Raw genomic sequence first — 25,792 nt, 5'->3', positions numbered from 1 at the left:
TCTATGCGCCGTGTGCCGGTACGGCAAAAGAACCGACACGAAGCTGACACACAAGGACAACCGGCGGTGACGCCGGCCCGGTAGCTTGGGCGAGCCGTATCGCGTATCCCGGAGCCGTGTCTTGTTTTCCAGTCAGTGCCTGTCCCACTCCCCGGGGGCGTTCGATGCCGGGGTGAATCGTGCCAATGCACGGCGGTTCTGGCAGGGATTCGCGGAAGGAACGGCCCGGCACGCCATCGCCACGAGCACATTGGTCGACGGTTATGCCGGCGAGCGGTTGCGGTTGGGCACGTTCCGGCATATGCCGCACGTGCTGACCGGCGACGCGCTGCCACGCGAACACCGTCAGGCGGTGCTGCTCACCCTCCAGCTCAATGGCCGCGCCAGCGTGGAACAGCATGACCGGCGAAGCGAGATCGAGCCCGGTGATTTCTGTCTGATCGACCTTTCACGTCCTTTCAGGCTCGATATCGGCCGCTCCACGGTGCAGACGGTGCATCTTCCCCTGGCCGTCCTGCGCGAGGCGGTGCCACGTCTGGACGAGGTCTCGGCGGTCAGCCTGCACGGGCACCTCGGTTCGGTCGGGTACCTGCGCGTGCTCTACCAGGAGATGTTCGCGCATCCCTCGGGCCTCACCGAAGCAGTGGCCGACCGGCTCGCCGATGCCATACCGCATATGCTCGCCGCCGCCCTCGAATCGATGGACGTGGCGGCCACCTCGCCCTCGCGGTTGCGCCAGTACCACAAGCGGCAGGTGCGCCTGTTCGCCCGCGAGCACTTGTCGGACCCGGCGCTGTGCGTGGAAATGATCGCCAAGGGTGTCGGCCTCTCGCCAAGCCATCTCTTCGAATTGTTTTCCGAAGACGACATCACCCTGATGCGCTGGGTGCGCATGGAACGCCTCGCGCGCTGCCAGCGGGAACTTGCGGATTCCAGCCTGCGCCATCGCAGCATCGCGCAGATCGCGCACGCGTGGGGGTTCGGGGACATGACCCACTTCAGCCGCTGCTTTCGCGAACGTTTCGGCCTGTCGCCCCGCGCCTATCGACAGACGGCGATATCCGGCGTGCGGGCTATCGTTTCTCGCATGGACGTCCATACGTCCAACGAATGATCAAGTTACGAAGCAGTTTCCGCCATATGCGGACGTCTTCTTAACACTAAATTGAGGTGTGGCCTCGCCGCCACCTTTCACCACGTCATTCACGCGTCCATGGACCGGGTGGAGACGGCGCCCCGCCAAGGCGCCGGTCCGGGGACGCCGCACATCCATCTCTTGGGGAGCTTCTCGCTGTGCTGATGAACAAACTGCAATTGATGCGCCTGAGCCGGATCAGCCTCGCGCTGGGCCTGGCGATGAGTGGCGCCGGCGCGTACGCGCAGTCCACGACCGGTAGTGTCTTCGGCCAGGCACCGGCCGCCGAGGGCGAGTCGGTCCAGGTGAAGAGCACCTCCGGCGTGACGCGCGAAGTCGCCGTGGGTACCGATGGCCGCTATACGGTAGGGTCGCTGCCGCTGGGTACCTATACCGTGTCGCTCGTGCAGGGTGGCAAGGTCGTGGATACGCGCACCGACATCACCCTGCGTGTCGGCTCCGGTACCGAGGTGTCGTTCGCGACGGCCTCCGGCGCGGATGCGACCAGTCTTGGCTCCGTGACGGTCTCCGCGAACGCCTTGCCGGCGATCGACGTAAGCAGTGTCGATGCACGCACCGTCATCACCTCGCAGCAGCTGGCCAAGCTTCCGCTCGCGCGCAGCGCGGAAGCGATCGCGCTGCTGGCACCGGGCGTGGTGCCCGGCTACGGCGGCTTCACAGGTACCACCACCGGCGGTTCGCTGGTCTCCTTCAGTGGCTCGTCGGTCACTGAGAACGCGTATTACCTCAACGGTTTCAACACGACGGATCCGCTCAGTGGCTTCGGCGGCATCACCCTGCCATACGGCGCGATCGACCAGCAGGAAATCCTCAGCGGTGGCTATGGCGCGGCGTACGGTCGATCCGACGGCGGCGTGATCAGCCAGAGCGGCAAGCGTGGCACCAACGAATGGCACTTCGGTGCCCAGGTGCAGTGGACGCCGGCCTTCGCCAGTGGCGTGAGCCCCGGGTCCTACTACGTGTCCGGCGCCAAGGCCGATACCCTCTATCGCCGCTATTCCGACAACAAGTCGTGGCAGGCGACCCAGAGCGCCCATGTGGGTGGTCCGCTAATCAAGGACAAGTTGTTCTTCTTCGCCGCCGTGGAAGGCCAGAAGCAGTCCGGTGACAGCGTCGGCGCGGTGACATCGTCGTACGACACCAAGTACGAGTACCACAATCCGAAGTGGTACGCCAAGATCGACTGGAACATCAACGACAACAACATCCTCGAACTGACCGGTGCGTCGACGAAGACCTCGTACAAGGGCAACCTGTACAACTACGACTACGCCACGAACAGCACCAGCGATCTCAACAGCTTCGACACGTCGACCAAGAACAGCGCGTCGGTCTATGTTGCCAAGTTCACCAGCTATATCACCGACGACATCACGCTTACCGCGCTCTACGGCAAGCAGAAGATGACGTACTACAGCGAGACGCCCGGGTACGATCCGAGCCTGACGTACATCAGTGGGTCCGAGTTCCAGAATCCCGACATCACGGGCGGGAACTCGATCGTCAATTCGCAGACCGTGCTCACGGCTGCCGATCCGACGCATCGTGCGATGAGCAACAACCTGCGACTCGACCTCTCGTGGAAACTCGGCGATCACACGATCACGGCCGGTATCGACAACCAGAACTCGCACGACATGAACGATGGCGAGACCGGTACGGCCTGGATCTACGGTTTCGGCGATGCCGACAGCCCCATCAGCGACAGCCCCTTCGTCGCCGCGCCCAACACGGGCGCCGGCGGAGAGAACGGCTACTACGTGTCCAAGTACCTCTACAGCACGTCCGCATCCGTGCGTGTGAAGCAGCGCGCCCAGTACATCGAGGACAGCTGGCAGATCGACGACCGCTGGCTGGTAAAGATCGGCCTGCGCAACGACCAGTTCACCAACTACAACCCGAACGGTGACGCCTTCCTTCGCATGACCAAGCCCCAGTGGGCACCGCGCCTCGGCTTCAGCTGGGACGTGAACGGCGATTCCACGCTGAAGGTGTACGGCAACGCGGGCCGGTACTACCTCGCCATGCCGGCCTCCGTGGCCTTGCGTGCCGCCGCGGGATCGCTCTACACCAATGAGTACTACACCTATACCGGCATCGACGGAAACGGCAACCCGACCGGCCTCACCCAGCTCGCTTCCTCGACGGGCGGCGCGGTGTCGGCCAACAACGAGTACGGCCAGGCGCCGGATGCGAAGACGGTGGCCGCCAGCGGGATCCAGTCCGAATACCAGGACGAGTACCTGCTCGGGTTCACCCAGCAGATCAACAAGGATTACGTCTGGGGCATGAAGGCGCAGGTACGCAAGCTGCGTAACATCCTCGACGATATCTGCGACACGGACACCATCGCCGGGAAGGCGCAGTCACTCGGCTACGACATCGATCCGTCGACGCTCAACGGCTGCTACTTGTCCAACCCGGGCCGCAGCAACACCTACCGCATCCCCGATAGCGCTGGCGGCTATTACAACGTCAACGTGACGGCCGGCGATTTCGGCATGCCCTCGGCCAAGCGTAATTACTATGGCCTGGAGACCTTCCTCGAACATCCGTTCGATGGAACGTGGCAGGCTAAGGTCGACTATGTCTATTCGAAGAGCTACGGCAACTCGGAAGGCCAGGTGCGTTCGGACATCGGCCAGACCGACGTCTCGGCGACCGTCGACTGGGATTTCGGCAAGCTCATGGAGAACTCCAACGGCCTGCTCTCGAACGACCGCAAGCACCAGTTGAAAGTCTACGGTTCATGGCAGGCGGCGCCGGAGTGGATGCTCTCGGCGAACATCGCCCTGTTGTCGGGCACGCCGAAGACGTGCCTGGGCTTCTACGGCGCGGACGAGAGCAATCCGGTCGGCTACGGAAGCTATTACCACTACTGCGATGGCTTGCCTTCCGCACCGGGCGCCGCCGGTCGCCAGCCCTGGCAGCACATCGTCTCGCTTTCGGCGGAATACCGTCCGAAGTGGGCCGACCAGAAACTTGGCTTCAATGTGATGGTCTATAACGCACTCAACGAGTCGGTCGCCACGGCTACCTACGTTCTCCACGGCAGCTCGACGTCCGTGAATACCAACTACGACCGTGTTACGTACTGGAGCACGCCGCGCTACGTGCGCTTCGGCATCAACTACGACTTCTGATCCCAGCCCGACCTTCGCATACCAACAATAAGCGCCCGAGCCTTCCCGGCTCTCCTCCCAGGGCGCAACGATCTCCCCGGATAGGCCGCCGATCTCCCAATCGGCGGCCTCTTTTTTTCGGTAAGTGTTGGATGGCTCGGGCTCGCCTTCGGCATCGTGGGTGCACGTCGAGGCAAGAGCCGGCGAGCGCCGCCCTCGGGGCCACGCCTCCGGCGACCCCTCAAGGAAGGGCCGCTGGCGCGGCCGTGTATCAATGGCCTGCGGCCGGGTCGTGAACCAGCCGGGGTTCTTCGACTCGACATCCTGTCTCGCGAAGAAGGCCAACCATCCATGGTTGGCCCCCTGCGGGCCTGATCCGCCTGGATCACTCGCCTGCGCTAACGACCCCGAGGACGGCACTCGCCGGCTCTTTCGTACGTAGACGGGAGTTGGGTCGGGCACTGCCTCATCAGGTCGAGTGGCAAATGTTCGCTTGCCCTGTCTCGATTGGCGCGCATGAAAAAGCACGGACTTTTGAGGATTCTTCTAAAGATGTCCTCATGCGGTATCGCTAAGCTGTCCCGATGAATCTTCGCGCATGGACACTGCTTTCGCTGCTGTTGTTTCCCACCTTGGCCGCGTGCGCCGAGAAAAAGGATCTCAGCCCGCCGCCTCTGAATCCGCATCCGAAGGAGGCGCTGCACGTCACGGTGACGTTCGATCATCCCGAGGATGCGAAGCGCTACCGCGTCACGATGAAAGCGCTTTATCAGAACCAGCAACGCGAATGTGGTTACTTCGACCCGCTTCGGGGCGGCGGCAGCTTTGTCTATCCCTACGGAACATTCGATATTCCCAATGAGAGTCGGGATCCGAGACAGGCCCGGTTCGATGTTTATTTGGACCGGTACAACGAAGATAGCTGCAACTGGGAACTCGCTGCGCCCGACTTCACGGTTCATGACACCCATACGGGACGTGATGCCTTCGGGCACTGGGGTCTTGATGAGGATCTGGTCCCAGGCACGGAGTACAAGGCTGTTTGCCAGTTTAAAGCCACGGAATTCCCGCAAAACTGCTATGGAAGGCGGCCGGTCCCAGACAGACTCCATTACAGTCGTGTCCCCATCACCGTTCACGTCTCCGCGAACTCGGCACCGTTACGTCCACGCACGAAGGGCTTCTTCAGTCCCGCAAATTTTGTCAAGCCGGTAACGTCAGACAGTGCACCTAGTTCGCCTTCACCGGGCGATCAATAACGATCGATAGTCACTTCTATCCAAGGAAACGGATATGCCTCTTCCATCCGAGCAATATGCTTTTCTTGCTCATGCGATATATGGCCCTCTGCCCCAGGGCAATATCGAAAGCGATGTTCGTCAATATAAGGTGGTCTATGTATCTCCACCTTCAGCCACTAATTATCGTGGTGCGGTAGTTCAAGACGAAGATACATCGCAGCTCATCGTCATTAACAAAGGAACCGACCCTTCCAGCATTCATGACATCACCGCCGATGTGGGCATGGGCATGATGGGTGCGCCCACTCAATGGCCGGAGGCTGCCCACACGATGCGCTGGGCTTTGCATTACGCTGCGGATGAAAATATTCCAGTAAGCGACATCAGCATCACCGGCCACTCCCTCGGCGGCGCCCTCGCACAACTGCAAGCCGCCATGCCCGAGTCGGCGGGCATACACGCGGAAACCTTCAACTCCTATGGCGCCCGGTCCATGGCCGAGGGGCTGGGCCTGGATGTCCGGGCCGCGGAGGATCGCGTCGTCAACCACCGCATGTATCACGATCCGGTATCGACGCTCGCCGATTCGATCGGGCGCAGCGTGGACTACATGGATCACGCCGATTACCAGCGCCACAAGCAGGGAGGTCTGTCACCGGTCGGCGAGGTCGGTGCCGTGGGCCGCGCGCACGGCATCGGCAATTTCTGGGACAAGGAGGGCAATCAACCGGCGGCGGTGTTCGCGCACAACTACATGCGCGACGTGCATCATCGTCCGCTGGACGATTTGCCCCGCGGTGTTCCGCTGGATCTGTCGGCGCCCTGGCACATGCTGGGTGAGCAGCAGGAGCACGCCGCCATGCCGCCACTGGCGGCGACCGCCGATACGGACGAGATGTTCGACTATCTATGCAAGGCGATGGAGCAGGACGATCAGGGCTTCATGGAAGCGCTTCGACAGATCGGCCAGACCGATGCCGCACGGGAATTCCACATGGAGGCGGCGCGGCAGGTGGACATGGAGGACCGCATCGCGGCATTGGAAGCGCAGGTGCAGCAGGCGCAGGAGCAGCAGGTTTCGCAGGTCCGGGAGATCAGCGGTCCGGTGATGCGTCTGTAGGCTGCTTTGGTGGGATTGCCCTTGTGGGAGCCGACCCTGTCGGCGATGGGTGCTTGCCTAGCCTGGCCCGCTGCCGCGGAATCGCCGACAAGGTCGGCTCCCACCAGTCACGGGGGCACCCCACCAGTCGCGGGTGCACCAGCTAATTCTGGTGCACCCGGCTGGTCAGGATTGCTTTCAGTCGCTCAGGGCTTTGCGCCGGCGCGGATGGTGGCCTCGTTGATGGCGCGTACCCTGGCTTCGTCGACCTTTTCGACCTTGCGGTCGTAGGTGAACAGGCCGTTGTGTTCGCCCTCGACGTCGGTGATCTGGGTGTAGACGCTGCCGGATACTCCGATGGCGGGACCTTTGTCGCGTAGCACCGCGGTGTTGGCGACGTAGCCGTCGTTCAGCGCGGCGTTGTCCTTGACCTCGCCATAGGGGTTGATGGCCGTGTTGGGCCACATATGTCCCGGGACGCCCAAGGTGAGGCCGCCATGTTCACCGTCCATGGAGGCACGCGTGGCGTCGGGGTGGGGCAGCCCGGGGCCCTGGTAATCGTGTATGTCGTAGAGGTCTCCGGCGTGCGGATCGCCCTTGGTGTCGCAGCAGTTGAGGCCGCTACGAGCATTCACCAGGCGCGAGGGATCGAGTTGCTTGATCTGCTTCGCCAGTTCGGCGGCGGCGGGGATGCTCCACTGGCCCCAGCCTTCGTTGAACGGAATCCAGCCGATGATCGAGGTCGTACCCGCGAGTTGTTCGACGATGGCCGAGACGTCCGTGCGGAAACCGGTCTTGTCCGTCTCGCTGAGTTTGTCGTTGTGGCCGTTCGGAAGTGACGGCATGTCCTGCCACACCATCAGGCCGAGACGATCGGCCCAGTAGTACCAGCGCGCCGGCTCCACCTTGATGTGCTTGCGGATGGTGTTGAAGCCGAGGTCGCGGGTCTTCTGTATGTCGAACTTGAGTGCCTCGTCGGTGGGCGCGGTGTAGATGCCGTCGGGCCAGTAACCCTGGTCCAGCGTGGCGAGCAGGAAGGTCGGCTTGCCGTTCAGCACGATGCGGTTGCGTCCACCCACTTTTGCGATCGCGATGCTGCGCAGGCCGGCGTAGCTGGTCACTTCATCGCGTTGATCGCCTTGCGCGAGCGTGGCCTTGAACGTATAGAGGAACGGGTCCTGTGGACTCCACGTGCGCGGATGCGCGATGGCCAGGTACAGCGGCTTGCCGGCTGGGCCCTTCGCCTCGCCTGCCGGCTTGCCATCGGCATAGGCGGTGACATGCAGCGTTGCATCGCTTCCGTCGCCGTATAGCTTCGAGGTCACCGTGAAGGCATCCAGGCTCGAAGCGGGCGTGAAATCCAGTTGCGCCAGACTGGTGGCCGCTACCGATTCCAACCACACCGACTGCCAGATGCCCGAGGCCGCGGTATAGAAGATTCCCTCGGGCTTCAGCCGCTGTTTGCCCACCATCACGTTCACGGCGTCAACGGGTGCATGCACGGCGACGACGATTTCCTGTGGACCGCCGGCGCGAAGCGCCTGCGTGATGTCCGCGCCGAAGGATGTGTAGCCACCCTTATGGCGAACCACTTCCGACCCATTGACGTATACCGTCGCGTCCTGGGCCACGGCGCCGAAGTTCAGTCGCACGCGCTGGCCGTTCGCGGTGAAGGCGGCGGGAACATCCACCAGCCGTCGGTAGAACATGAAGTCGGCATGCTGCTGCACGCCGGAAAGCACGGACTCGACCGGGTACGGAACCAGCACCCGATCCTTCAAGGTCCGGCCGAAGGGCGGGGCGGCTTGCTCGTCGGCCGCCGTGTACTGCCACAGCCCATTGAGACTCATCCATCGAGGATGTTCCAGCGATGGTCGCGCCAGTTGTGGGCGCGGATACTCGGGCAAGGCGTTCTCGGGCGAAACCTCCGCCGTCCATGGTGTCGCCAAGGGCGCCTCCTTGCCGCTCCACGTAGCCGTCCGGTCCGTCGCTGGTACCGTCGCGGTGCCCGGCGATGTGCTCGTCGACATGGACGGCGGTGCGTCGTGCGGATCGGTGCCCCACGTCTTGCTGGGCTCCGGCCCCATTGTGAGTACCAGCGTCGCGCCGTTCTCGATATCCGCGTGGCTGAACCAGGGTTTGTTCCACGGCTTGCCGTCGAGGGTGGCGGACTGGATGTACATGTTCCTCGCGGAGTTGTTGCGCGCGACGATCTCGAACACCTTGCCGTTGCCCATGCGCAGGCGGACGCGATCGAAAATCGGGCTGCCGATGATGTACTCGGGGCGGGACGGATCGACCGGATAGAAGCCCATCGCGCTCAGCACGTACCACGACGATGTCGAGCCCTGGTCGTCCATGCCGGGATAACCGTATCCCGTGGCATCGCTGCCATAGAGGTCGGCAAGGATGCGGCGCGTGAGCGCCTGCGTCTTCCAGGGCTGCCCGCTCCAGGCGTAGAGATAGGCGGCCTGTTGGTCCGGCTGGTTACCCTGCACGTATTGTCCGATGACGCCGGTGCAGTCGCGACAGATGCCTTTCGGTTGATACGGCGTGTTGAAGAACGTATCGAGCTTGGCGTTGAACGCATCGCGTCCACCGAGCAGGGTCATCAGCCCCTGCACGTCGTGTGGCACCAGCCACAGCGTGGACCAGCCCGAGGCTTCCTTCATCATGAAGTTGTAGTACGGCTCGGCGGGGTCGAAGGGAGAGATCCACTTGCCGTCATCCGTCCGGCCGCGGAAGAAGCCGACGGACGGATCGAATACGTTGCGGTAATTCGCGGCTCGCCGGAGAAACATGGCGGCATCGTCGTTCTTGCCGAGGCGGTGGGCCATGTCGGCGAGTGCGTGGTCGTCCCAGGCATATTCCAGCGTGGTGGCGACGCCGGCCTTGCCGCCCGCGTAAGGCGGACTCGGATTCCCTGGAGGAACGATGTCGGAGATCCAGCCGTTCTTCATGTATTCGGCGAGATACCCACGCGGCCCCTTGGGATCGGTGGCGTTCTTGTACAGCGCCTCGTACGCGGCGGCGTAATCGAACGGAACGCCACGTTGCATCGCGCCGTCGTAGAGGAATACAGCGTGGTCGCCGTGGAACGACGTGTTCATGTACCCGCGTTCGCGCGCACGGTCGAGTTCCGAGCGCATGATGTCTTGCACGACGGTCGGCGCGAGCAACATCAGGAGCGCGATCTGGTTGCGGCCGGTGTCCCAGAACGGCACGGGGCCGTAGTGGTCGTAGTCGGCCACCTGGTCACGGCCCTCTGCGTCCGTGTAGTGCTCGCCCTTGCGGGCGATCATGCGCGGGCTGGCGAAGGAGTGATATAGCGTTGAATAGAACAGCGTGCGCTGCTTCGGCGTGCCACCGGTCACCTCGACGCGGTCGAACAGCTCCGCCCACTTCGCCCGGGCTTTCGCATGCACGCGATTGAAGTCCGCGTCACTGTCCTGCGCGCGAAGCCGCTGCTCGGCTTCCTGCGCACTGTGACCATGGGCGATGCGCACCACCACCTGGTCGCCTGCCTTCGTGTCGAAGGTGACGTAAGCACCGGCGTAGTCGCCCGACACCGTGCGACGGCCTGCCTCCACGTCTTCGCGTCCCAGCCCTTCTCCCGTGTGGGTCACCTCGGAGTGAAAGCTTCCGAAGCTCGCGAACGGCCGCGAGAATTCGGCGACGAAGAAGGGACCGTCGGCGTCCCTGTCCCTGCGCCCGGCGGTGGCGACGCCACGAATGACCCGGTCACCCACCACTTCCACGTCGCCGCCCGCGCGGCGCAGGTTGACCACGACGTTGGAGCGGTGGCTCTCCGGGAAGGTGAAGCGCATCAGGCTCGTCCACTGCGTCGCGGTCAGTTCCACCTTGGTGTGGAACGTCGCAAGGTCGACCGTGTAGTAACCCGGCGACGCCTTCTCGGTCGCCTTGTCGTAATACGAAGTCGCATAGTCGGGCGGTACCGTCCAGTCGCCCACCACGGGCATGACCATCGGCGCGCCGCGCGCCCCATACGTCGAGCCACCGCCGGTGAAACCGAACATGACGGGACGCCGGTAGTCGTACGCCACCGGCACGCCCGTGGCGAAGCCCAGGTCGGCGTTGATGTTGACCGGCGCCGCCTCGGTGGCGCTCTGCGGAAGACTCGCGCCCGGCGTCGTCATGCCGGTGTAGGTGGGCTCACCGGGCGGCGGCGCGTTGCCGAGCAGCGCCTGGTTGTCGAGCGAGGCGGTTCCCACCAGGGGGTTGGCCAGGTCAACCGAAGCCGAAGCCGCGGAGGATGTCGCGGGTTTGTTGTCCTTGGCCAGCAGGGCCGTTGCCGTGGTCGCGACGAGCATCGACAGCGCGATGGCGAGGGCACGGTGGGGAGGGCGTGCCGTGGGTGGGTTCATGTGTGATTCCTTCGCTTGGAAAGAAGACGGGGCCGGGCGATATGCCCGACCCCGCCGCTTTTTACTTGTTGCTGTCACCACCGAACTTGTAGGTCACGCCAACGTAGTACTGGCGGCCCGGATACAGCAGTTGGACCAGACGCGAACGGGTGTCGCCGCCCAGGTAGGTGTGCGGCCTCGCCTTGTTGAAGTTGATGATCGACGCGGTGACCATGAAGTGCTTGTTGAACTCGTAATCGCCATTCAGGTCGATCTGGTGGTACGGCTGTGCGTAGATCGGCAGGCCGGCGGCCAGGCCTTCCATCGTGCGACCCGTCCAGTTGTCGCTGGCACGCAGCAGCAGGCCGTCCTTTTCATAGAATAGCGACACGTTCGCCGCGTACTTGGCGCTACCGATCAGCTCGGCCTTGCCGACCTGCGTATCGCCCAGCGACACCGCGGTTTCGTTGGTGTGGTTGAGCGTGTAGTTGGCGATGTAGCCGAAGCCCGTGTCCCAGGTGTGCTGCGCGTAGATCTCGATCCCCTTCGACGTGCCGGAGCGGCCGTTGGCATTGGTGCTGTACTGCTTGAAGTTCGTCTGTGTGCCGCCCACGTTCACGTCGATGTCGTTGACGGTGACCGGCACGACGAAGTTCTTCACCTTCTTCTGGAAGAAGTCGATACCGACGACGCCGTGCGGCGCGTAATACCACTCACCGGCGAGATCGAACTGGGTGGCGGTGAAGGGCTTCAGCTCGGCGTTGGCACCGGAGCCGTACCAGCCGGGCAGCGGGGCGCCGAACTGCTTGCGGTCGTTGTAGTACTCCTGCGTGTTGTTGGTCAGCTGGCCCAGCTGGGCCAGGTCGGTGTAGTTGGCGCGGGCCATCGCCTGTGAGCCAGCGGCACGAAGAACGAAGTTCTCCGCGATCGTCCACGCGACGTTGAAGCTCGGCAGGAACTTGTTGTAACGCTTGTTGGTCGTCGAGTTGTTGAAGTTCTCGATCACCGCCACCTCGCGCGGCAGGTACTGGAAGTCGCCCGGTGCGCACGCGCCACCGCCTGCGTTCACCCCCGAAGCGGGGCAGATCAGGATGTTGCCGCCTGCGTCGTGGTAGTACACCGCGTTGTTGGTGGTGACCTGGTTGGCGACAGTGAGGTCCTGCTTCGTGGTGACGAAGCGCACGCCGACGTTGCCGCGCACGGTGCCCGTGTCGAAGTTCGCCTGCACGTAAGCCGCGGCGATCTTTTCGCCGATCGACGACTTGTTCTGCGGCTTGTTGTAGATCGTCCGGTCGTAGGTGTCGTTCAGGTAGTTGTAGTACGCCGGATAGTTGATGGCCGGGAAAATGCTGTCGCCATACGCGTGGTTCACGCCATTGAGGTAGTTCGACAGCAGGAAGCCGGCCGGCAGCTGGCCCGCGTTCGGGTCGCAGGTCTGGAATTGCAAAGTGGTGCCCTTGCAGTACCAGCGCACTTCGTTGCTCTGCTGTTCGGCATTCGCATCGCTGTACTTCGCGCCGAACTGCAGCGACTGCAACCATGAGGAGTCGAACGCCCAGGTGAAGTCCGCCTGCGCGAAGTTCTGCGAATTGCGGGTATTCACCATGTTGGAGCCCGTCGAACCAAGGTCGACCTGGCCGGCCCCCGACTGCATGTTCTGCAACACGGCCGGATCGGCTGTGATGCCCGGCTTGCCGCTGAGGTTCCATGCGGCTCCGGTGCTGCCATTCACCCACTGGCCGTTCACGAAATTGCGTGGCTTGGCGGCCATGCCCAGTTCGATCGACGGACCGCCCTTCGCCCAGGTGCGGCCGACGTTGAACGAGCCGCTCAGGTCACCGCCGTTATCCCATTCGCCTTCCAGGTTGAGAGTCTGCGAGGTCGCCTTCTCGACGGAATAGTTGCCATTGAGCCACGGGATCTCCGTGTTACACACGTCCACCGCCTGGCGGGTGGCGCCGGTGACCGGGTTCACCGTGGAGTTGCAGCCGACGCCGGCGGGCGGGAGCACGTAGTTCGCACCGGTGACGATGGTGCCCGACCTGTCGAAGGTCAGCCCATTGGGCGCGAGGAGCCTGCCGTTCTGGTCGGCGTAGTTCGAATTGTTCGGCAGGCCCCACTCGGGAATTTCGAGGGTGTTGGTGATCTGTGTCTGCTCGCGTTCGAACCGGAAATAGTTACCCGTCAGCAGGAAGTGGTCGCTCGGCTTGAACTGCATCGTGGCCTGGGCGCCCTTGGTCTTCAGGGTCAGGTCGTTGCGGCTCGTGGCGAACTGCTGCGGCATCCAGAAGCCATTGGAGATGTTCCCGGCCTGATCGACGACGCCGTTGCCCCACAGGTCGATGTTGTTGTTGACCCCGGAGCTGTACGGATTGCCGTGGATGTCCACCGGCGGCTGCGTACAGGTTTCGTGGTCCTTGCAGGCATCCGACCACCAGTGCCAACTCGACGCATCCGCCGAGTACGTGGTCGCCTGGCGCTTCTGGTAGGCACCGGCCACGAGCACGCCGAAGGTCTCGTCCTTGTTCTTCCACGACCACAGCGCGGCGCCCTGCGGTTCCGTCTTCGCGCTGGTATCCGAGCTCGCGGCGGTGCCGGTGACGAAGCCTTCGTTCGCTCCCATTTCGAGCGGACGGCGGGTGCGCAGGTCGACGTTGCCACCGATACCGCCTTCGTCCAGGCGTGCCTCGAGGCTCTTGTAGAGCTTGATGTCCGAGAACATGTTCGCCGGGAACAGCGTGTAGTTGAACGAACGCGTCAGGCCCGCCGAGGTATCGGCCGAGGCGACGTAGTTGCCGTTCAACTGCGTATAGGTCAGTTCCGGCGCGAGGCCGCGGATGCTGACCGTCTTGCCTTCGCCCGATTCACGGCTGATGACCACGCCCGGAACGTGCGCCAGCGCGTCGGCGATGTTCTTCGCGGGGAACTGCGCGATGTTCTGCGCGTTGATGACTTCGACGATGGAGTTGGCTTCGCGCTTGTCCAGCACGTTCTGGTCGATCGACTGGCGGTAGCTCGTGACGACGACGGTGTCGAGATTGGTGGGTGACTGCCCACTCTTCTCCTTGTCGGCTTTCTTTTGCTTGTCGTCCTGGGCCGCCGTCGAACTATCGGACGTTTGCGCCGGCGAGGACGCCGGCGCGGTGGCCGGCCCTGATGTCTGTGCGAACGCGTCCGAGGGAATCCCCAGGTAGCCGACAAGCGACAAGGTCGCCGAGGCGAACGCGGCGTAGAGCGGCTTGCGCTTGAGCATGTATGGCAGGTAAGTCATTTTTTTCTATGTCCCCTCAGTGATGCGCCTGTGTGGATTCGGCGCGGTACTCCCCCGTTGGATCACTGCTACGTGTGCGGCTTATCGATGCACGCGTCCTCCTCCTGTCAGTGGCTTGGATCGATCCAAATTTTTGGCGTGCCACGGTCGCCGGTGCGTCGACCGTGGATGGGGAAGCTCAGGAAGTCGCTACGACAGGACCGTGTCGGGGAAGGCGCTGGACGGATCGGCCGCCCGGGTGGTCGAGGCTCGCTGTGGGGAAGCGGCCGAACGTGCCGCGCATGCGTCGGACACGGTGAAAATGCGAGCGGTTATCGGTTTCACGTCACGACTCCCCATTCGTTCGACAGGTCTTGGGAGAGGCGGCAACACGCAAGCGGCGCACACGCGCAGGTCGCGGTTATCCCCTCCCGTTCCAGTTCCGGATATTCCGCGGCCGTTGCAAGGACGCGACTCACCAGAACTTGGATCGATCTAATTTCCCCCGGGGCGCAAATTAAGACGGCGGTATCGAAGGTGTCACGCTGCACCGCAAAAACTCGCTGCCCGACCGGTTGATGCCGTGCCACGCGCCATGTCCCCAAACCCTGGCTAACTCCATGATGTTTCCCGTGTTTAGGCTATGCTGGCTGCGCGATGGCGCACCGGTCATCGACAGGGGAAATCGTCAAGGAAGAGGTGGGTCGTGCTGGCCCTCGGGCTCGTAGCCGTCGTTTGCGGGTCCGTGCCGGCGTTCGCCGATGCGCCCGTCCGAGCCGTCATGCGAGATGACAGCCGCTCGCCATCCTGCGGAATCCAGCCCGCCGCGGTCGATGAATCACGCTTCGTGGTGATCGGTGGCAATTCAAGGTGGGAGCCGACCCTGTCGGCGATCCCGCGGCAGCGGGCCAGGTCGAGGCAAGCACCCATCGCCGACAGGGTCGGCTCCCACCAGAGGCGTCGAGGCAACAGGTCCCGACGGCTCCCGCCTCGTATCAAGCTTACGGCCGCTGTTGCGACTTCAGCAGGTCGCGGATCTCGGTGAGCAAGGCCACGTCGGCCGGGGGAGCTGCGGGGGCTTCCTCTTCACGACGGGTCAGGCGATTGATCGCCTTGACCACGAGGAAGATCGCGAAGGCGATGATGACGAACTGGATGAGTACATTGATGAAGACGCCGTACTGCACCGCGACCTCGGCCGTCTTGGTCGCCGCATCGGCGGGTTTCAGTACCCACTTCCAGTCGGAGAAGTCGATGCCGCCTATGGCCCAGCCGAGTGGCGGCATGATGATGTTGTCGACCAGCGACGTGACGATCTTGCCGAACGCGGCGCCGATCACGACACCGACGGCGAGGTCGACCACGTTACCGCGCAATGCGAATTTCTTGAATTCCGCAACGAAACTCATCGGCCCTTCTCCTCATGGCATGGCAATAAAACATTCGCGAAGTCAGACTACGCGCCCTTCGAGCGTGGCGATGCCTTCCAGCGTGGCACGGAAACGGTCGCCGCGCTGGAGGGCGGAGACGCCCGCCGGCGTGCCCGTGTAGACGATATCACCCGCCTTCAGTTCGAACAGCCTCGACAGCGCACTGAGTATCTCGGGCACGTCGAGCACCATATCGGCGAGTGTCGCCTGCTGACGGGTTTCACCGTTGATTTCCAGCGCGATGCGCGTGCCGGCTTCCGGAACGGCGTCGCTGGCGGGAACCAGGGCGGAGACGGGGGCCGAATGGTCGAATCCCTTGGCCACGTCCCATGGTGCGCCCTTGGCCTTGGCCTGCGCCTGGAGGTCGCGACGGGTGAGGTCCAGGCCCACGCCGTAGCCCCAGACCAGTTTGGCCGCTTCTTCGACGGAGAGGTCCGAACCGCCCGCGCCCAGGGCCACCACCATTTCCACCTCATGGTGGAGATCGTTCGTGGCGGAGGGATAGGGCACGTCGGCGCCGTCGGTGACGATGGCGTCCGCGGGCTTGGTGAAGAACATCGGGTTCACCTTGTCGACCGATGCGCCCATTTCACGCGCATGGTCCGCGTAGTTGCGGCCGATGCAGAAGATTCGGCGGACCGGGAAACGCTCGGCACGACCGACGACGGGGATGCTCGGCTGGGCCGGCGATGGGATGACGGTATTCATGCCCTAAGCGTATCAGGTGACACCTGTCACGACAGATGACTGATAGCGGAAAGTGGTGCACGGTCCGCGCGAATCGCATGATCTTGCTGGGGCGGCGGTCATGCGTCCGACATCACGGGGATCCTGGGGAACATGAACTCGAACAAGGAGCTGCTGCGGCAGCTGAAGATCGACAAGTCGCAGAAGGAAACGCACGGAAACGGGGGTGGACCGCGCGGACGCACCGTCCTGATCGTGACCGGCATGCTCGTCCTCGTGCTGCTGGTTGCAGGCGGCACCTGGGCTTTCCTCTCCCGACAGCCTCTGGAAGTGCGTACCGCCACCGCGGTGTCTCCCGGCACCAACACGGAGGCGGGGGCGGTGTTACAGGCCACGGGCTATGTCACCGCACGGCGGCAGGCGACCGTGTCGGCACAGATCACCGGCACCCTCGTCGAGGTGTTGATCGAGGAGGGCGACCGGGTGAAGAAGGGCCAGGTGCTGGCCCGCCTGGAAGACAACGCCTTGCGCGCCAGCCTGGCGTCGGCCCGTGCCAACGCCGCGGCGGCGCATGCGAATGTGGCCCAGAGCCAGGCGCAACTCGATCAGTCGTTGCGCGATGCCGACCGCCAGGAAGCCCTGGTCGGCCGGGGGCTGGTATCGAAGCAACTCGCTGAGCAGAGCCGCACCCAGGCGCACACGTTGCGTGCTCAACTCAACACGGTGCGCCGACAGGCCGATGCGGCCGAGGCACAAGTGGGCGTGGGTCAGGTGAACCTCGATTACACCGTGGTCCGCGCGCCCTTCGACGGCGTGATCACCGACAAGGCGGCACAGGTGGGCGAGATCGTTTCCCCGCTGTCGGCCGGTGGTGGCTTCACACGCACGGGCGTCGGCACGATCGTCGACATGGATTCGCTGGAGATCGACGTCGACGTCAACGAGGCGTACATCGGCCGCGTGCAACCGGACATGCCTGCCGAAGCGGTGCTCGACGCCTATCCGGACTGGCGCATTCCAGCGCACGTGATCGCCATCGTGCCCGCCGCCGATCGCGGCAAGGCCACGGTGAAGGTTCGCGTGGCGCTCGAGAACAAGGACGCGCGCATTGTGCCTGACATGGGTGTCCGCGTGTCTTTCCTGGAGCGTCGCGCTCCTGCCCAGGCCAGCGCGCCGAAGGGTGTGCTCGTACCCAGCGCGGCGATCGTCCGGCGCGACGGGCAAGACGTCGTCTACGCCATCGTCGACGGCAAGGCTGCCCGGCGGCACGTCACGGCGGCGAAGCAGAACGCGGGCGATCTCCGCCTGGTGACCGATGGCGTGGCCGCCGGCGACACCGTGATCGTTTCCCCTCCCGAAGCCCTCGCCGATGGCACCGCCGTCCGCGTGGCAACCCCATCACCCTGATACGCACGGAGACATAGCGATGGCCACCCTGATCGACATCCAGGATCTTTCCAAGGTCTACGAGCGCGGCCGGCAGAAGGTCGAAGTGCTGCACGGCGTGAACCTGCGCATCGAGGAAGGCGACTTCCTCGCGCTGATGGGTCCGTCGGGTTCGGGCAAGACGACGCTTTTGAACCTGATCGGCGGCCTGGACACGCCGACCGGCGGGAGCATCACGGTGGGCGGCGACCGTATCGACCAGCTGGGATCCGGTGCGCTGGCGAAGTGGCGGGCGGCGCACGTCGGCTTCGTCTTCCAGTTCTACAACCTCATGCCGATGCTCAGCGCGCAGCGCAACGTCGAGCTGCCCTTGCTGCTGACGAAGCTATCGGGCGCGCAACGCAAGCAGAACGCGTCCATCGCCCTCCAACTGGTCGGCCTCGCCGACCGGGCGACACACAAGCCCTCGGAGCTGTCCGGTGGACAGCAGCAGCGCGTGGCGATCGCGCGTGCCATCGTCTCCGATCCCACCCTGCTGGTCTGCGACGAGCCGACCGGTGACCTGGACCGTCAGTCCGCCGAGGAGATCCTGGGCTTGCTGCGCGAGCTCAACCGGGAGCACGGCAAGACCATCGTGATGGTGACCCACGATCCCAAGGCCGCCGAATACGCCAACCACACCCTGCATCTCGACAAGGGCACCCTCGTCGAACAGTCCGTGGCCTGACGCGGAGGATGCCGGCATGAAATACCTGCACCTCATCTGGGCCGCGCTGTTCCGGCGCAAGGCCCGCACGTTCTTCACGCTGATCTCGATCCTCGCCGCGTTCCTGCTGTTCGGCATGCTCGATGCGACGCGTGCGGCCTTTTCCTCGGGCGGCAGCGTGATCGGCGTCGACCGCCTCATCACCACGTCGCGCTATTCCATCATCCAGTCGCTCCCCGCCAGCCTCTCCACGCGCATGGAAGCGGTGCCCGGCGTGAAGTCGGTGGGTCATGCGAACTGGTTCGGCGGTATCTACCAGGACCCGAAGAACTTCGTGCTCAGTTTCGCGGTGAGCGACAACTACCTCGATATCTACCAGGAGATCGTGCTGCCGCCGGAGCAGCGCAAGGCGTACGAGTCGACACGCACCGGCGCGATCGTCGGCGAGGCGCTGGCGAAGCGTTTTGGTTGGAAGGTCGGTGACAAGGTCCCGCTGCAATCCACGATCTTCCCGCAACGCAACGGCGACAAGACCTGGCCGTTCGACATCGTCGGCATCTACACGCCGGCCAAGGGCGCGGCCAACGGCACCGACCAGCAGTTCTTCTTCCATCACAAGTATTTCGAGGATGCGAACGCGTTCCAGAACGTCGGCACGACCGTGGGCTGGTACGTCGTGAAGCTGACCTCGCCCGACCAGGCGGATCGCGTGGCCAAGGCCATCGACGCCTTGTCGGCCAACTCCGATCACGAGACCAAGACGCAGACCGAGCAGGCGTTCAATGCCTCGTTCGCCAAGCAGCTGGGCGATATCGGCCTGATTGTCTCGGCGATCATGGGCGCGGTGTTCTTCACCCTGATCCTGCTCACTGGCAACACCATGGCGCAGGCCGTCCGCGAACGGACCAACGAACTCGCGGTGCTGAAGACGATCGGGTTCTCCAGCAGGAGCGTGCTTTGCATGGTGCTGGCGGAAGGTGTCCTGCTGCTCGTGCTGGGCGGCGTGATCGGCCTCGCATTGGCCGGCGTGCTCGTGCCCATCGTGGCGAAGGGCAGCGGAGGCATGCTCAACCTGCCGCCGATCGGCACGCAGACATGGGTGCTGGGCATCGTCCTGATGCTGGTCATCGGCGCGCTCGTCGGCTTGTTGCCCGCGATCCGCGCGATGCGCCTCAACATTGTCGACGCGCTCGCCGGGCGCTGAGGGAACACACGATGAAATCCTTGAAGAAATTCGGAGCCGGCATCCTCACGCTGTTGGTGATCGCGGTGTTCCTGATGGTCTGGGTCGTCTTGCCGTGGCCAGGCATCGTGGCGCTGGCGGTGGCGCTCGCCCTGTGGATGGCCCTGACCCGCCGCGGCAAGCAGACATGGGAAGTGACCAAGGTAGGTTTGGCGACGGTCACCCAGCGGTTGGGCTCCTCGTCGGTCGTCGTCGTGGGAATCGCCGGCGTGGTGGGCGTGCTGGTGGCCATGCTAGCCATGAGCGAGGGCTTCGCCGAGACGCTGCGCTCCACGGGAAACGAGCACACCGCCATCGTCCTTCGCGGCGGATCGCAGGCTGAACTCAATTCGATCCTCGATCGCGATAGCGCCAACGTGGTCGTGCAGGCGCCGGGTGTGAAGAAGGACGCCAAGGGGCGGCCGATCGCTTCCGGCGAACTGGTGGTCGTGGCGAACCTGCCACGCAAAGGCGATCCCGACAGTGACTCGAACGTGCCCATCCGTGGCGTGAGCGAAGATGTCTGGAGCCTGCGTGACCAGGTGAAGATCGTCGAGGGCCGAAAGTTCCAGCCCGGGCTGCGCGAGCTGATCGTCGGCAAGGGTGCCAAGGCCCAGTTCGCAGGCCTCGACGTCGGCAAGTCCATCCGGCTTGCCGGGCAGACGTGGACCGTCGTCGGCGCCTTCGAATCGAAGGATGCCCTCGAGTCGGAACTCTGGGGTGACACGCAGAGCGTCGCTTCGGCCTACCGTCGCGGCAGCAGCGTGCAATCGGTGACGGTGTTGCTCGACTCGCCCAAGGTGTTCGACGCGTTCAAGGCCTCGCTGGTGGCGGACCCGCGCCTGAAAGTGGACGTCTCGACGACCCGCGAATACTTCGGCAAGCAGTCCGAAGGGCTGACCAAGGTGCTGCGCGCGGTGGGTATCACCGTAGGCATCATCATGGCGATCGGCGCGGTGTTCGGCGCACTCAACACGATGTTCGCCGCCATCCAGGCGCGGGCCCGCGAGATCGCCACGCTTCGGGCCATCGGCTTCCGCGGCGTGCCCGTGGTGGTATCCGTGATGCTGGAGACGATGCTGCTGGCCCTGCTTGGCGGCATCGTCGGTGCGGGTATCGTGTGGATCATCTTCAACGGCTACACCGCGTCCACGCTGGGTGCGAACTTCAGTCAGGTGGTCTTCCGCTTCCACGTCAGTGGCGAACTCCTGTGGACGGGCATCAAGTGGGCCCTGGCCATCGGGTTCATCGGTGGACTGTTCCCAGCACTGCGTGCGGCGCGGGTGCCGGTGACGACGGCGTTACGGGAGTTGTAGCGTCGCCGGGCGTGCCTTCCCGGAAGGGTTGGCACGCCGCCAGCGCGGCGATGCCGATGCCGAATACCGTCGTCATGCGTGCCATCCACCATCGAAGCCTGCGCGAGCAGGCGAAGCGCGCCGATCCGGCTCCAGCCATCGAATCTCTCCCACGAACGAGGAGGGCAGCCTAGGGAGTCGTATCTCGCATGGACATCGAAGGATTCTGAAAAACACCCGCTGCCGGCCGTCTTGCGACCTGCGTCACATTCCCGCACGCGTATCTGCGATCAGGCCTTGCGCACGCGCATCATCGTGATGATGCCCACGCCGACCAGGATGATCGCCATGCCTGCGAGATCGAACGGACCCACGTGTTCCCCGGCCAGGGCCACGCCGAACAACACGGCGACCGGCGGATTCACGTACGCGTAGCTCGTGGCGAGGGCGGGGCGGACGGTCTTCAGCACATAGAGGTAAGCACTGAAGGCGATGATCGAACCGAAGACCACGAGGTAGGCCAGCGCCGCGGTGGCACCGGTTTCCGGGTGCGCCGGGAAGCGTTCGCCATGCAGCACCGCGATGATCGTCAACGAGACGCTGGCGCACAGCATCTGCGCGGCGGTGTTCATCGGCCCCTTCGGCATGTCCTGGCGCTTCGACCACACGGAACCGAACGCCCACGCCATGGCCGCGCAGATTAGCGCGATGGCGCCGAGAGGCGAGCCGGAAAGGCCTGCGCCCAGGTTCAGCACGATCACGCCGACGAAGCCGAGCAACAGGCCGGCGGTTTCACCGCGCGTGGGCCACTCACGATAGATGCCACCGAACAGGGCGGCGAACAGCGGCATGCTCGCCACCGCCACCGCGGCGATGCCGGAGCTTACGGTTTGCTCGGCGAAGCAGACCAGGCCATTGCCGCCGGCGAGCAGCAGGGTGCCGACGATGGCGGCGTTCTTCCACTGGCGCGCGGTGGGCAGCGCGGCCCCGCGCAGGCGCAGCACGGCGAAGAGCAACACCCCCGCCACGGCGAAGCGGATGGCGGCGAGCAGGAACGGCGGGTAGCTCACCAGGGCATAGCGGATGGCGAGATAGGTCGAGCCCCAGATCACGTAGAGCGCGAACAGCGACAGCGGCACCATCCAGCGCGGATCGCTGAGGGCGGTGGCGGGAGCTTGGCTGGTACTACAGGCGGCGTCTGACATGCGGGGGAATCCAGGGGCGGGCGCGCACCGCGTCGTGCGGCGCAATCCCGCAAGATATCGCCGCTACCGGATGGACGGTAGCGAAAGGTTCGACGGTCAGCCTTGAGTGGCTTTCATGGCACGCTCGGTGGCCAGCAGTTGTTGCTTGATGTCCATGCCCCAGCGCCACCCGCCGAGGCTGCCGTCCTCGCGGATGATGCGATGGCAGGGGACGAGCAGGGCCAGCTTGTTGCTGCCACAGGCGCGGCCGATGGCGCGCGCCGCCTTGGGTACGCCCAGCGCCGCGGCCAGTTCGCCGTAGCTCAATGTCTCGCCACGGGGAATGCGCGTGAGCGCATCCCATACGCGCCACTGGAACGCGGTCGCCGCGACATCCAGCGGCGGCATCGCCGGTGCGTCGCGATGGCTCCAGCCAAGATCGTGGGCCACTCGTGCGATCACCGCGTCGAGCCATTCCTCGCGGCCCTCGTCGACCCGCTCCCGGCCGGCCAGCGGAAATTCCTCCGCCAGCCGCGTCTCGAGTTCGTGGTCGTCGCTACCGAGGGTCACGGCGCAGATGCCCTTCGCCGTCGTGGCGACGAGCATCCGGCCGAGCGGTGTCTGCGTGGTGGTGTAGCGGATCGAGGCGCCCGCGCCGCCGGCCCGGTAGCTGGCAGGGGTCATGCCGAGGCGGCGGTCGCTTTCTTCGTAGACCCGGCTGCCGGAGCCGAAGCCGGCTTCGTACACGGCGTCGGTGACCGCCGCCCCCTCGCGCAGGACCTCGCGCAGTTGGCTAAAACGGCGGGCGCGCGCGTATTCCGCCGGGCTCACGCCGTAGCGACGCCGGAAAGCGCGTTGCAGATGGGTGGGGCTCAGTCCCGCGATGGCGGCGAGGCTGGCGAGATCGGTGACGCCGTCGGCCTGCTCGATGGCGGCGCGGACGCGTTCGAGGGCATCGTCGGCGGCGGGACGCATGGCGTAAGCCTGAGAGTTCATGGTGGCCTCCTTCATGGAAGGCCAGCGTAGGCGGGGCGGAGCCCCGTCACCATCCGCTTCTTGCGGAGCCGGTCAGTGGTGGATGGGCGTGTTCTGCCGGATCACCACGAATTCGCCTTCCAGCACGTCGGGATCTTTCGCGGGCGACGGCCGCGAGGCCGGCACGCGGCCCTGGGCGAGCTTCCACTGGCGAACGGCGAGAAAGACCAGGCCGCCCACCATGAGCACGCCGAGCACCACCACGCCGAAGACGAGCAGCACCCCCACCACGGCGAGGCCCAGCACCAGCGACAGGGCGCGGACGAGAGGATTACGCGAACGGCGGACGGGCGGGAAAATGAAGCGCATTGGTTAAAAATCCGTATGGCACAATGACATGCGTGCGTGCCCCTTTACCTTGGGGCAATCGATCCTCATAGACAAGTGCCATGACCACTACCGCCGACACCGCTCCTCTCTGCCTGCTGGCGGACATTCCCGACGGCAACGCCGTCGAAATCGAGACCCTGGTCGACGGCGAGGTGGAGTCCCTGCTGGTCTACCGGCACGGCGACGAAGCCCGCGCCTACTTCAATGTCTGCCCGCATGCGGGACGACGCCTGGACTACGCCCCGGGCAAGTTCCTCGTTCGCGCCGGCCAGATCATCTGCGCGGCACACGGGGCCACGTTCACGGCCGAGAGTGGCGACTGTACGGCTGGCCCTTGCCGGGGCGACCGGCTACGCGGGGTACCGCTCGCCGTGGTGGACGGCGCCGTGCGGCTGGCCTGAGGCCGGCGTCAGCGATACATCAGATTGATCGTAACGAGGGTCAGCGTGAGTATCAGGATCGTCAGCGGCAGGCCCACGCGGAGGAAGTCCTTCGAGCGGTAGCCACCGGGGCCGGCGACCATCATCAAGGCGGGATGGCCGGACGGCAGCAGGAACGTGTTCGACGACGATACCGCCACGATCAGCGCGTATGCCGACGGATTGCCGCCCGTACTCACCGCCACGCTGATCGCGATGGGGACCATCATCACCGTGGCGCCCACGTTCGACATCACCTGCGAGAACATCAGGGTCAGCACGGCGATGGAGAGTTGCAGGGTCCATTGCGGCGCGTGGCCGAGGATGGCCAGCACCTCCTGGGCGATCCACGAGGCGGTGCCCGTGGAATCCATCGACCAGCCCAGCGGGATGAGGCAGGCGGTGACGAAGATCGTCTTCCAGTTGATCGCCTTATAGGCCTCGTCCATGTTGAGCACGCCGGTGAGCAGCATGCCCACCGCGCCGGTCATCATCGCCACCGACAGGTCGAGGTGGGTGAACAGGGCCAGGCACTTGGCCAGCACGAAGAAACCCACCGCCTGCCAGATCTTGCCCGGGCGCTGTTCTTCCTTGGGGATGTCGGTGACCACCACGATGTCGCGGTCTTCCTCGGCCAGCATCAGGTCGCGCCACTTGCTGTGCAGCACCAGGGTGTCGCCCGCGCGCAGGGTCACGGCGCGCACGTCCTCGCGGTAGACCTCGTCGCCGCGGTTCACGGCCAGCACCGAGATACCGAAGCGCTTGCGCAGGCGCAGGTCGCCCACGGTCTGCTTGATGAAGCGCGAGCTCGGCGGTACCACGGCCTCGGAAATACCGGCGCGGGTGGTGTTGAACTGATCGCCCAGCTGGCGCATGCGCATGGACACGCGGCAGAGCTGATTGTTGGCGAACGCGTTGATGGCATCGCGCGGGGCCAGCACGCCGAGCACCGTGCCCACCCAGATCATCTGATCGGAGGGGGGGGCCACACGGCTCTCGTTGCCGTTCTTGATAGCGAGGATCAGCGGCGCCCCGTGCAGTTGCTCCACCTCACCGATGCTCATGCCCACCAGCGGGCTCTCGGCGGTAACGGTCAGCTCGGCGGTCTCGCCGGCGATGCCGTAGGTGTCGGCGAAGTAGCTCTCGGTACGGCCGGGGGTGACCTTGAGGCGCTCGTCCTCGCGCTCCGGGAGCAGCTTACGGGTGAAGAAGTAGAAGAACAGCACGCCGGTCACGGCCAGCACGAGGCCCACGGGCGTGACGCTGAACAGGCCGAACTTCGGGATCGTGTGCGCGCCCGGCGGCAGGTTGCTGTTGGCGCTGGCGATCAGGTCGTTGAGGACGATCAGCGGCGAGTTGGCGATCAGCGTGGTGTTGGTGGCGGTGAGGATGCAGAACGCCATCGGCAGCAGCAGGCGCGACATCGGCACGCCCGTGCGGGCGGACAGGCGGCTGGTGACCGGGATCATCAGCGCGGCCAGCGCCTGGCTGGGAATGACCGCGCTGAACAGGCTGGTGACGCTGTTGATCACCACGCCCAGGCGCGATTCCACGCCACGGGCCATGCGCATGACGAAGGCGGCGGTGAGGTTGAGCACGCCGGCGCGGTCCAGGCCCGCGCCCATGATCATGATCGCGATGATGGCGATGACCGCGTTGCCGGCGAAGCCGTTGAAGACCTGGTCGCCGGGGATCAGCCCGGTGAGGCCGATCGTGACCACCACCAGCAGGGCGACCATGTCGGCCCGGATCCACTCCAGAACGAGCATGAGCATGGTGAAGCCCACCAGGCCCAGCACGAGGATCATTTCGGGAGTGAGGGTCAGTGCCACTAGCCGGCTGTCCGGATCCGGTCGGTTGAGGCGT

17 protein-coding genes are annotated in these 25,792 nt (G+C 64.6%); 9 read left to right on the top strand and 8 right to left on the bottom strand.

From position 1 onward, the window contains the following. Positions 1–121 precede the first annotated feature (121 nt). The 4 genes from QFZ41_RS07425 (at position 122) to QFZ41_RS07410 (ending at position 6,639) form a co-directional block, all read left to right on the top strand. Positions 122–1,114: a helix-turn-helix domain-containing protein gene (locus QFZ41_RS07425; protein WP_429198168.1), complete on the top strand. Its 993-nt coding sequence runs from the start codon at positions 122–124 to the stop codon at positions 1,112–1,114. Between the two features lie 185 nt (positions 1,115–1,299). Next, positions 1,300–4,299: a TonB-dependent receptor plug domain-containing protein gene (locus QFZ41_RS07420; protein ID WP_429198167.1), complete on the top strand. Its 3,000-nt coding sequence runs from the start codon at positions 1,300–1,302 to the stop codon at positions 4,297–4,299. A 563-nt stretch (positions 4,300–4,862) separates the two neighbouring features. Then, positions 4,863–5,537: a hypothetical protein gene (locus tag QFZ41_RS07415; RefSeq protein WP_429198166.1), complete on the top strand. Its 675-nt coding sequence runs from the start codon at positions 4,863–4,865 to the stop codon at positions 5,535–5,537. 34 nt (positions 5,538–5,571) lie between these two features. Then, positions 5,572–6,639 carry a lipase family protein gene (locus tag QFZ41_RS07410; protein ID WP_429198165.1) on the top strand — a complete coding sequence of 356 codons (1,068 nt, stop codon included), beginning with the start codon at positions 5,572–5,574 and terminating at the stop codon, positions 6,637–6,639. 185 nt (positions 6,640–6,824) lie between these two features. Here the strand turns inward: QFZ41_RS07410 and QFZ41_RS07405 are convergent, their stop codons facing one another. The 4 genes from QFZ41_RS07405 to QFZ41_RS07390 all read right to left on the bottom strand — a co-directional run bounded on the left by QFZ41_RS07405 (position 6,825) and on the right by QFZ41_RS07390 (position 16,370). Continuing rightward, positions 6,825–11,003 (bottom strand): GH92 family glycosyl hydrolase, encoded by a 4,179-nt coding sequence (locus QFZ41_RS07405; RefSeq protein ID WP_429198164.1) that lies wholly within the window; start codon positions 11,001–11,003, stop codon positions 6,825–6,827. A 61-nt stretch (positions 11,004–11,064) separates the two neighbouring features. Next, on the bottom strand, positions 11,065–14,253 hold the full coding sequence (locus QFZ41_RS07400; RefSeq protein WP_429198163.1) for a TonB-dependent receptor: 3,189 nt from the start codon (positions 14,251–14,253) through the stop codon (positions 11,065–11,067). 980 nt (positions 14,254–15,233) lie between these two features. Next, a complete protein-coding gene (gene mscL / locus QFZ41_RS07395) occupies positions 15,234–15,641 on the bottom strand; it encodes a large-conductance mechanosensitive channel protein MscL (protein ID WP_429198162.1) in 408 nt (135 codons plus the stop codon). Between the two features lie 42 nt (positions 15,642–15,683). Further along, the gene (locus QFZ41_RS07390) at positions 15,684–16,370 is read right to left on the bottom strand and encodes a fumarylacetoacetate hydrolase family protein (RefSeq protein ID WP_429198161.1); all 687 of its coding nucleotides are present in this window, start codon (positions 16,368–16,370) and stop codon (positions 15,684–15,686) included. 132 nt (positions 16,371–16,502) lie between these two features. Here QFZ41_RS07390 and QFZ41_RS07385 point away from each other — a divergent pair, with 132 nt between their 5' ends. Genes QFZ41_RS07385 through QFZ41_RS07370 form a run of 4 tightly spaced genes read left to right on the top strand, consistent with a single transcriptional unit; the run spans position 16,503 to position 20,979 of the window. Then, the gene (locus QFZ41_RS07385; RefSeq protein ID WP_429198160.1) at positions 16,503–17,756 is read left to right on the top strand and encodes an efflux RND transporter periplasmic adaptor subunit; all 1,254 of its coding nucleotides are present in this window, start codon (positions 16,503–16,505) and stop codon (positions 17,754–17,756) included. A gap of 19 nt (positions 17,757–17,775) precedes the next feature. Further along, positions 17,776–18,462: an ABC transporter ATP-binding protein gene (locus tag QFZ41_RS07380; protein WP_429198159.1), complete on the top strand. Its 687-nt coding sequence runs from the start codon at positions 17,776–17,778 to the stop codon at positions 18,460–18,462. 16 nt (positions 18,463–18,478) lie between these two features. Next, positions 18,479–19,645: an ABC transporter permease gene (locus tag QFZ41_RS07375; protein ID WP_429198158.1), complete on the top strand. Its 1,167-nt coding sequence runs from the start codon at positions 18,479–18,481 to the stop codon at positions 19,643–19,645. Between the two features lie 11 nt (positions 19,646–19,656). Next, positions 19,657–20,979, top strand: coding sequence for an ABC transporter permease (locus QFZ41_RS07370; RefSeq protein ID WP_429198157.1), 1,323 nt, complete (start codon positions 19,657–19,659; stop codon positions 20,977–20,979). A gap of 269 nt (positions 20,980–21,248) precedes the next feature. Here QFZ41_RS07370 and yedA read toward each other — a convergent pair whose 3' ends face one another. The 3 genes from yedA to QFZ41_RS07355 form a co-directional block, all read right to left on the bottom strand. After that, positions 21,249–22,163, bottom strand: coding sequence for a drug/metabolite exporter YedA (gene yedA, locus QFZ41_RS07365; RefSeq protein WP_371022592.1), 915 nt, complete (start codon positions 22,161–22,163; stop codon positions 21,249–21,251). Positions 22,164–22,259: 96 nt separating this feature from the next. Further along, a complete protein-coding gene (locus QFZ41_RS07360) occupies positions 22,260–23,138 on the bottom strand; it encodes a methylated-DNA--[protein]-cysteine S-methyltransferase (RefSeq protein WP_429198156.1) in 879 nt (292 codons plus the stop codon). Between the two features lie 72 nt (positions 23,139–23,210). After that, positions 23,211–23,486, bottom strand: coding sequence for a hypothetical protein (locus tag QFZ41_RS07355; RefSeq protein ID WP_429198155.1), 276 nt, complete (start codon positions 23,484–23,486; stop codon positions 23,211–23,213). A gap of 80 nt (positions 23,487–23,566) precedes the next feature. On the opposite strand from QFZ41_RS07355, the gene QFZ41_RS07350 reads away from it, so the two are divergent. After that, a complete protein-coding gene (locus tag QFZ41_RS07350; protein WP_429198154.1) occupies positions 23,567–23,908 on the top strand; it encodes a Rieske (2Fe-2S) protein in 342 nt (113 codons plus the stop codon). Positions 23,909–23,916: 8 nt separating this feature from the next. Here the strand turns inward: QFZ41_RS07350 and QFZ41_RS07345 are convergent, their stop codons facing one another. Then, positions 23,917–25,734, bottom strand: a complete 1,818-nt coding sequence (locus tag QFZ41_RS07345; protein WP_429200199.1) for an SLC13 family permease — start codon at positions 25,732–25,734, stop codon at positions 23,917–23,919. Positions 25,735–25,792 lie beyond the last annotated feature (58 nt).

The organism is Luteibacter sp. W1I16 (assembly GCF_050434905.1).
In the GTDB taxonomy this organism is placed as follows: Bacteria; Pseudomonadota; Gammaproteobacteria; order Xanthomonadales; family Rhodanobacteraceae; genus Luteibacter.
This window is presented reverse-complemented; position numbering and strand designations above follow the sequence as displayed.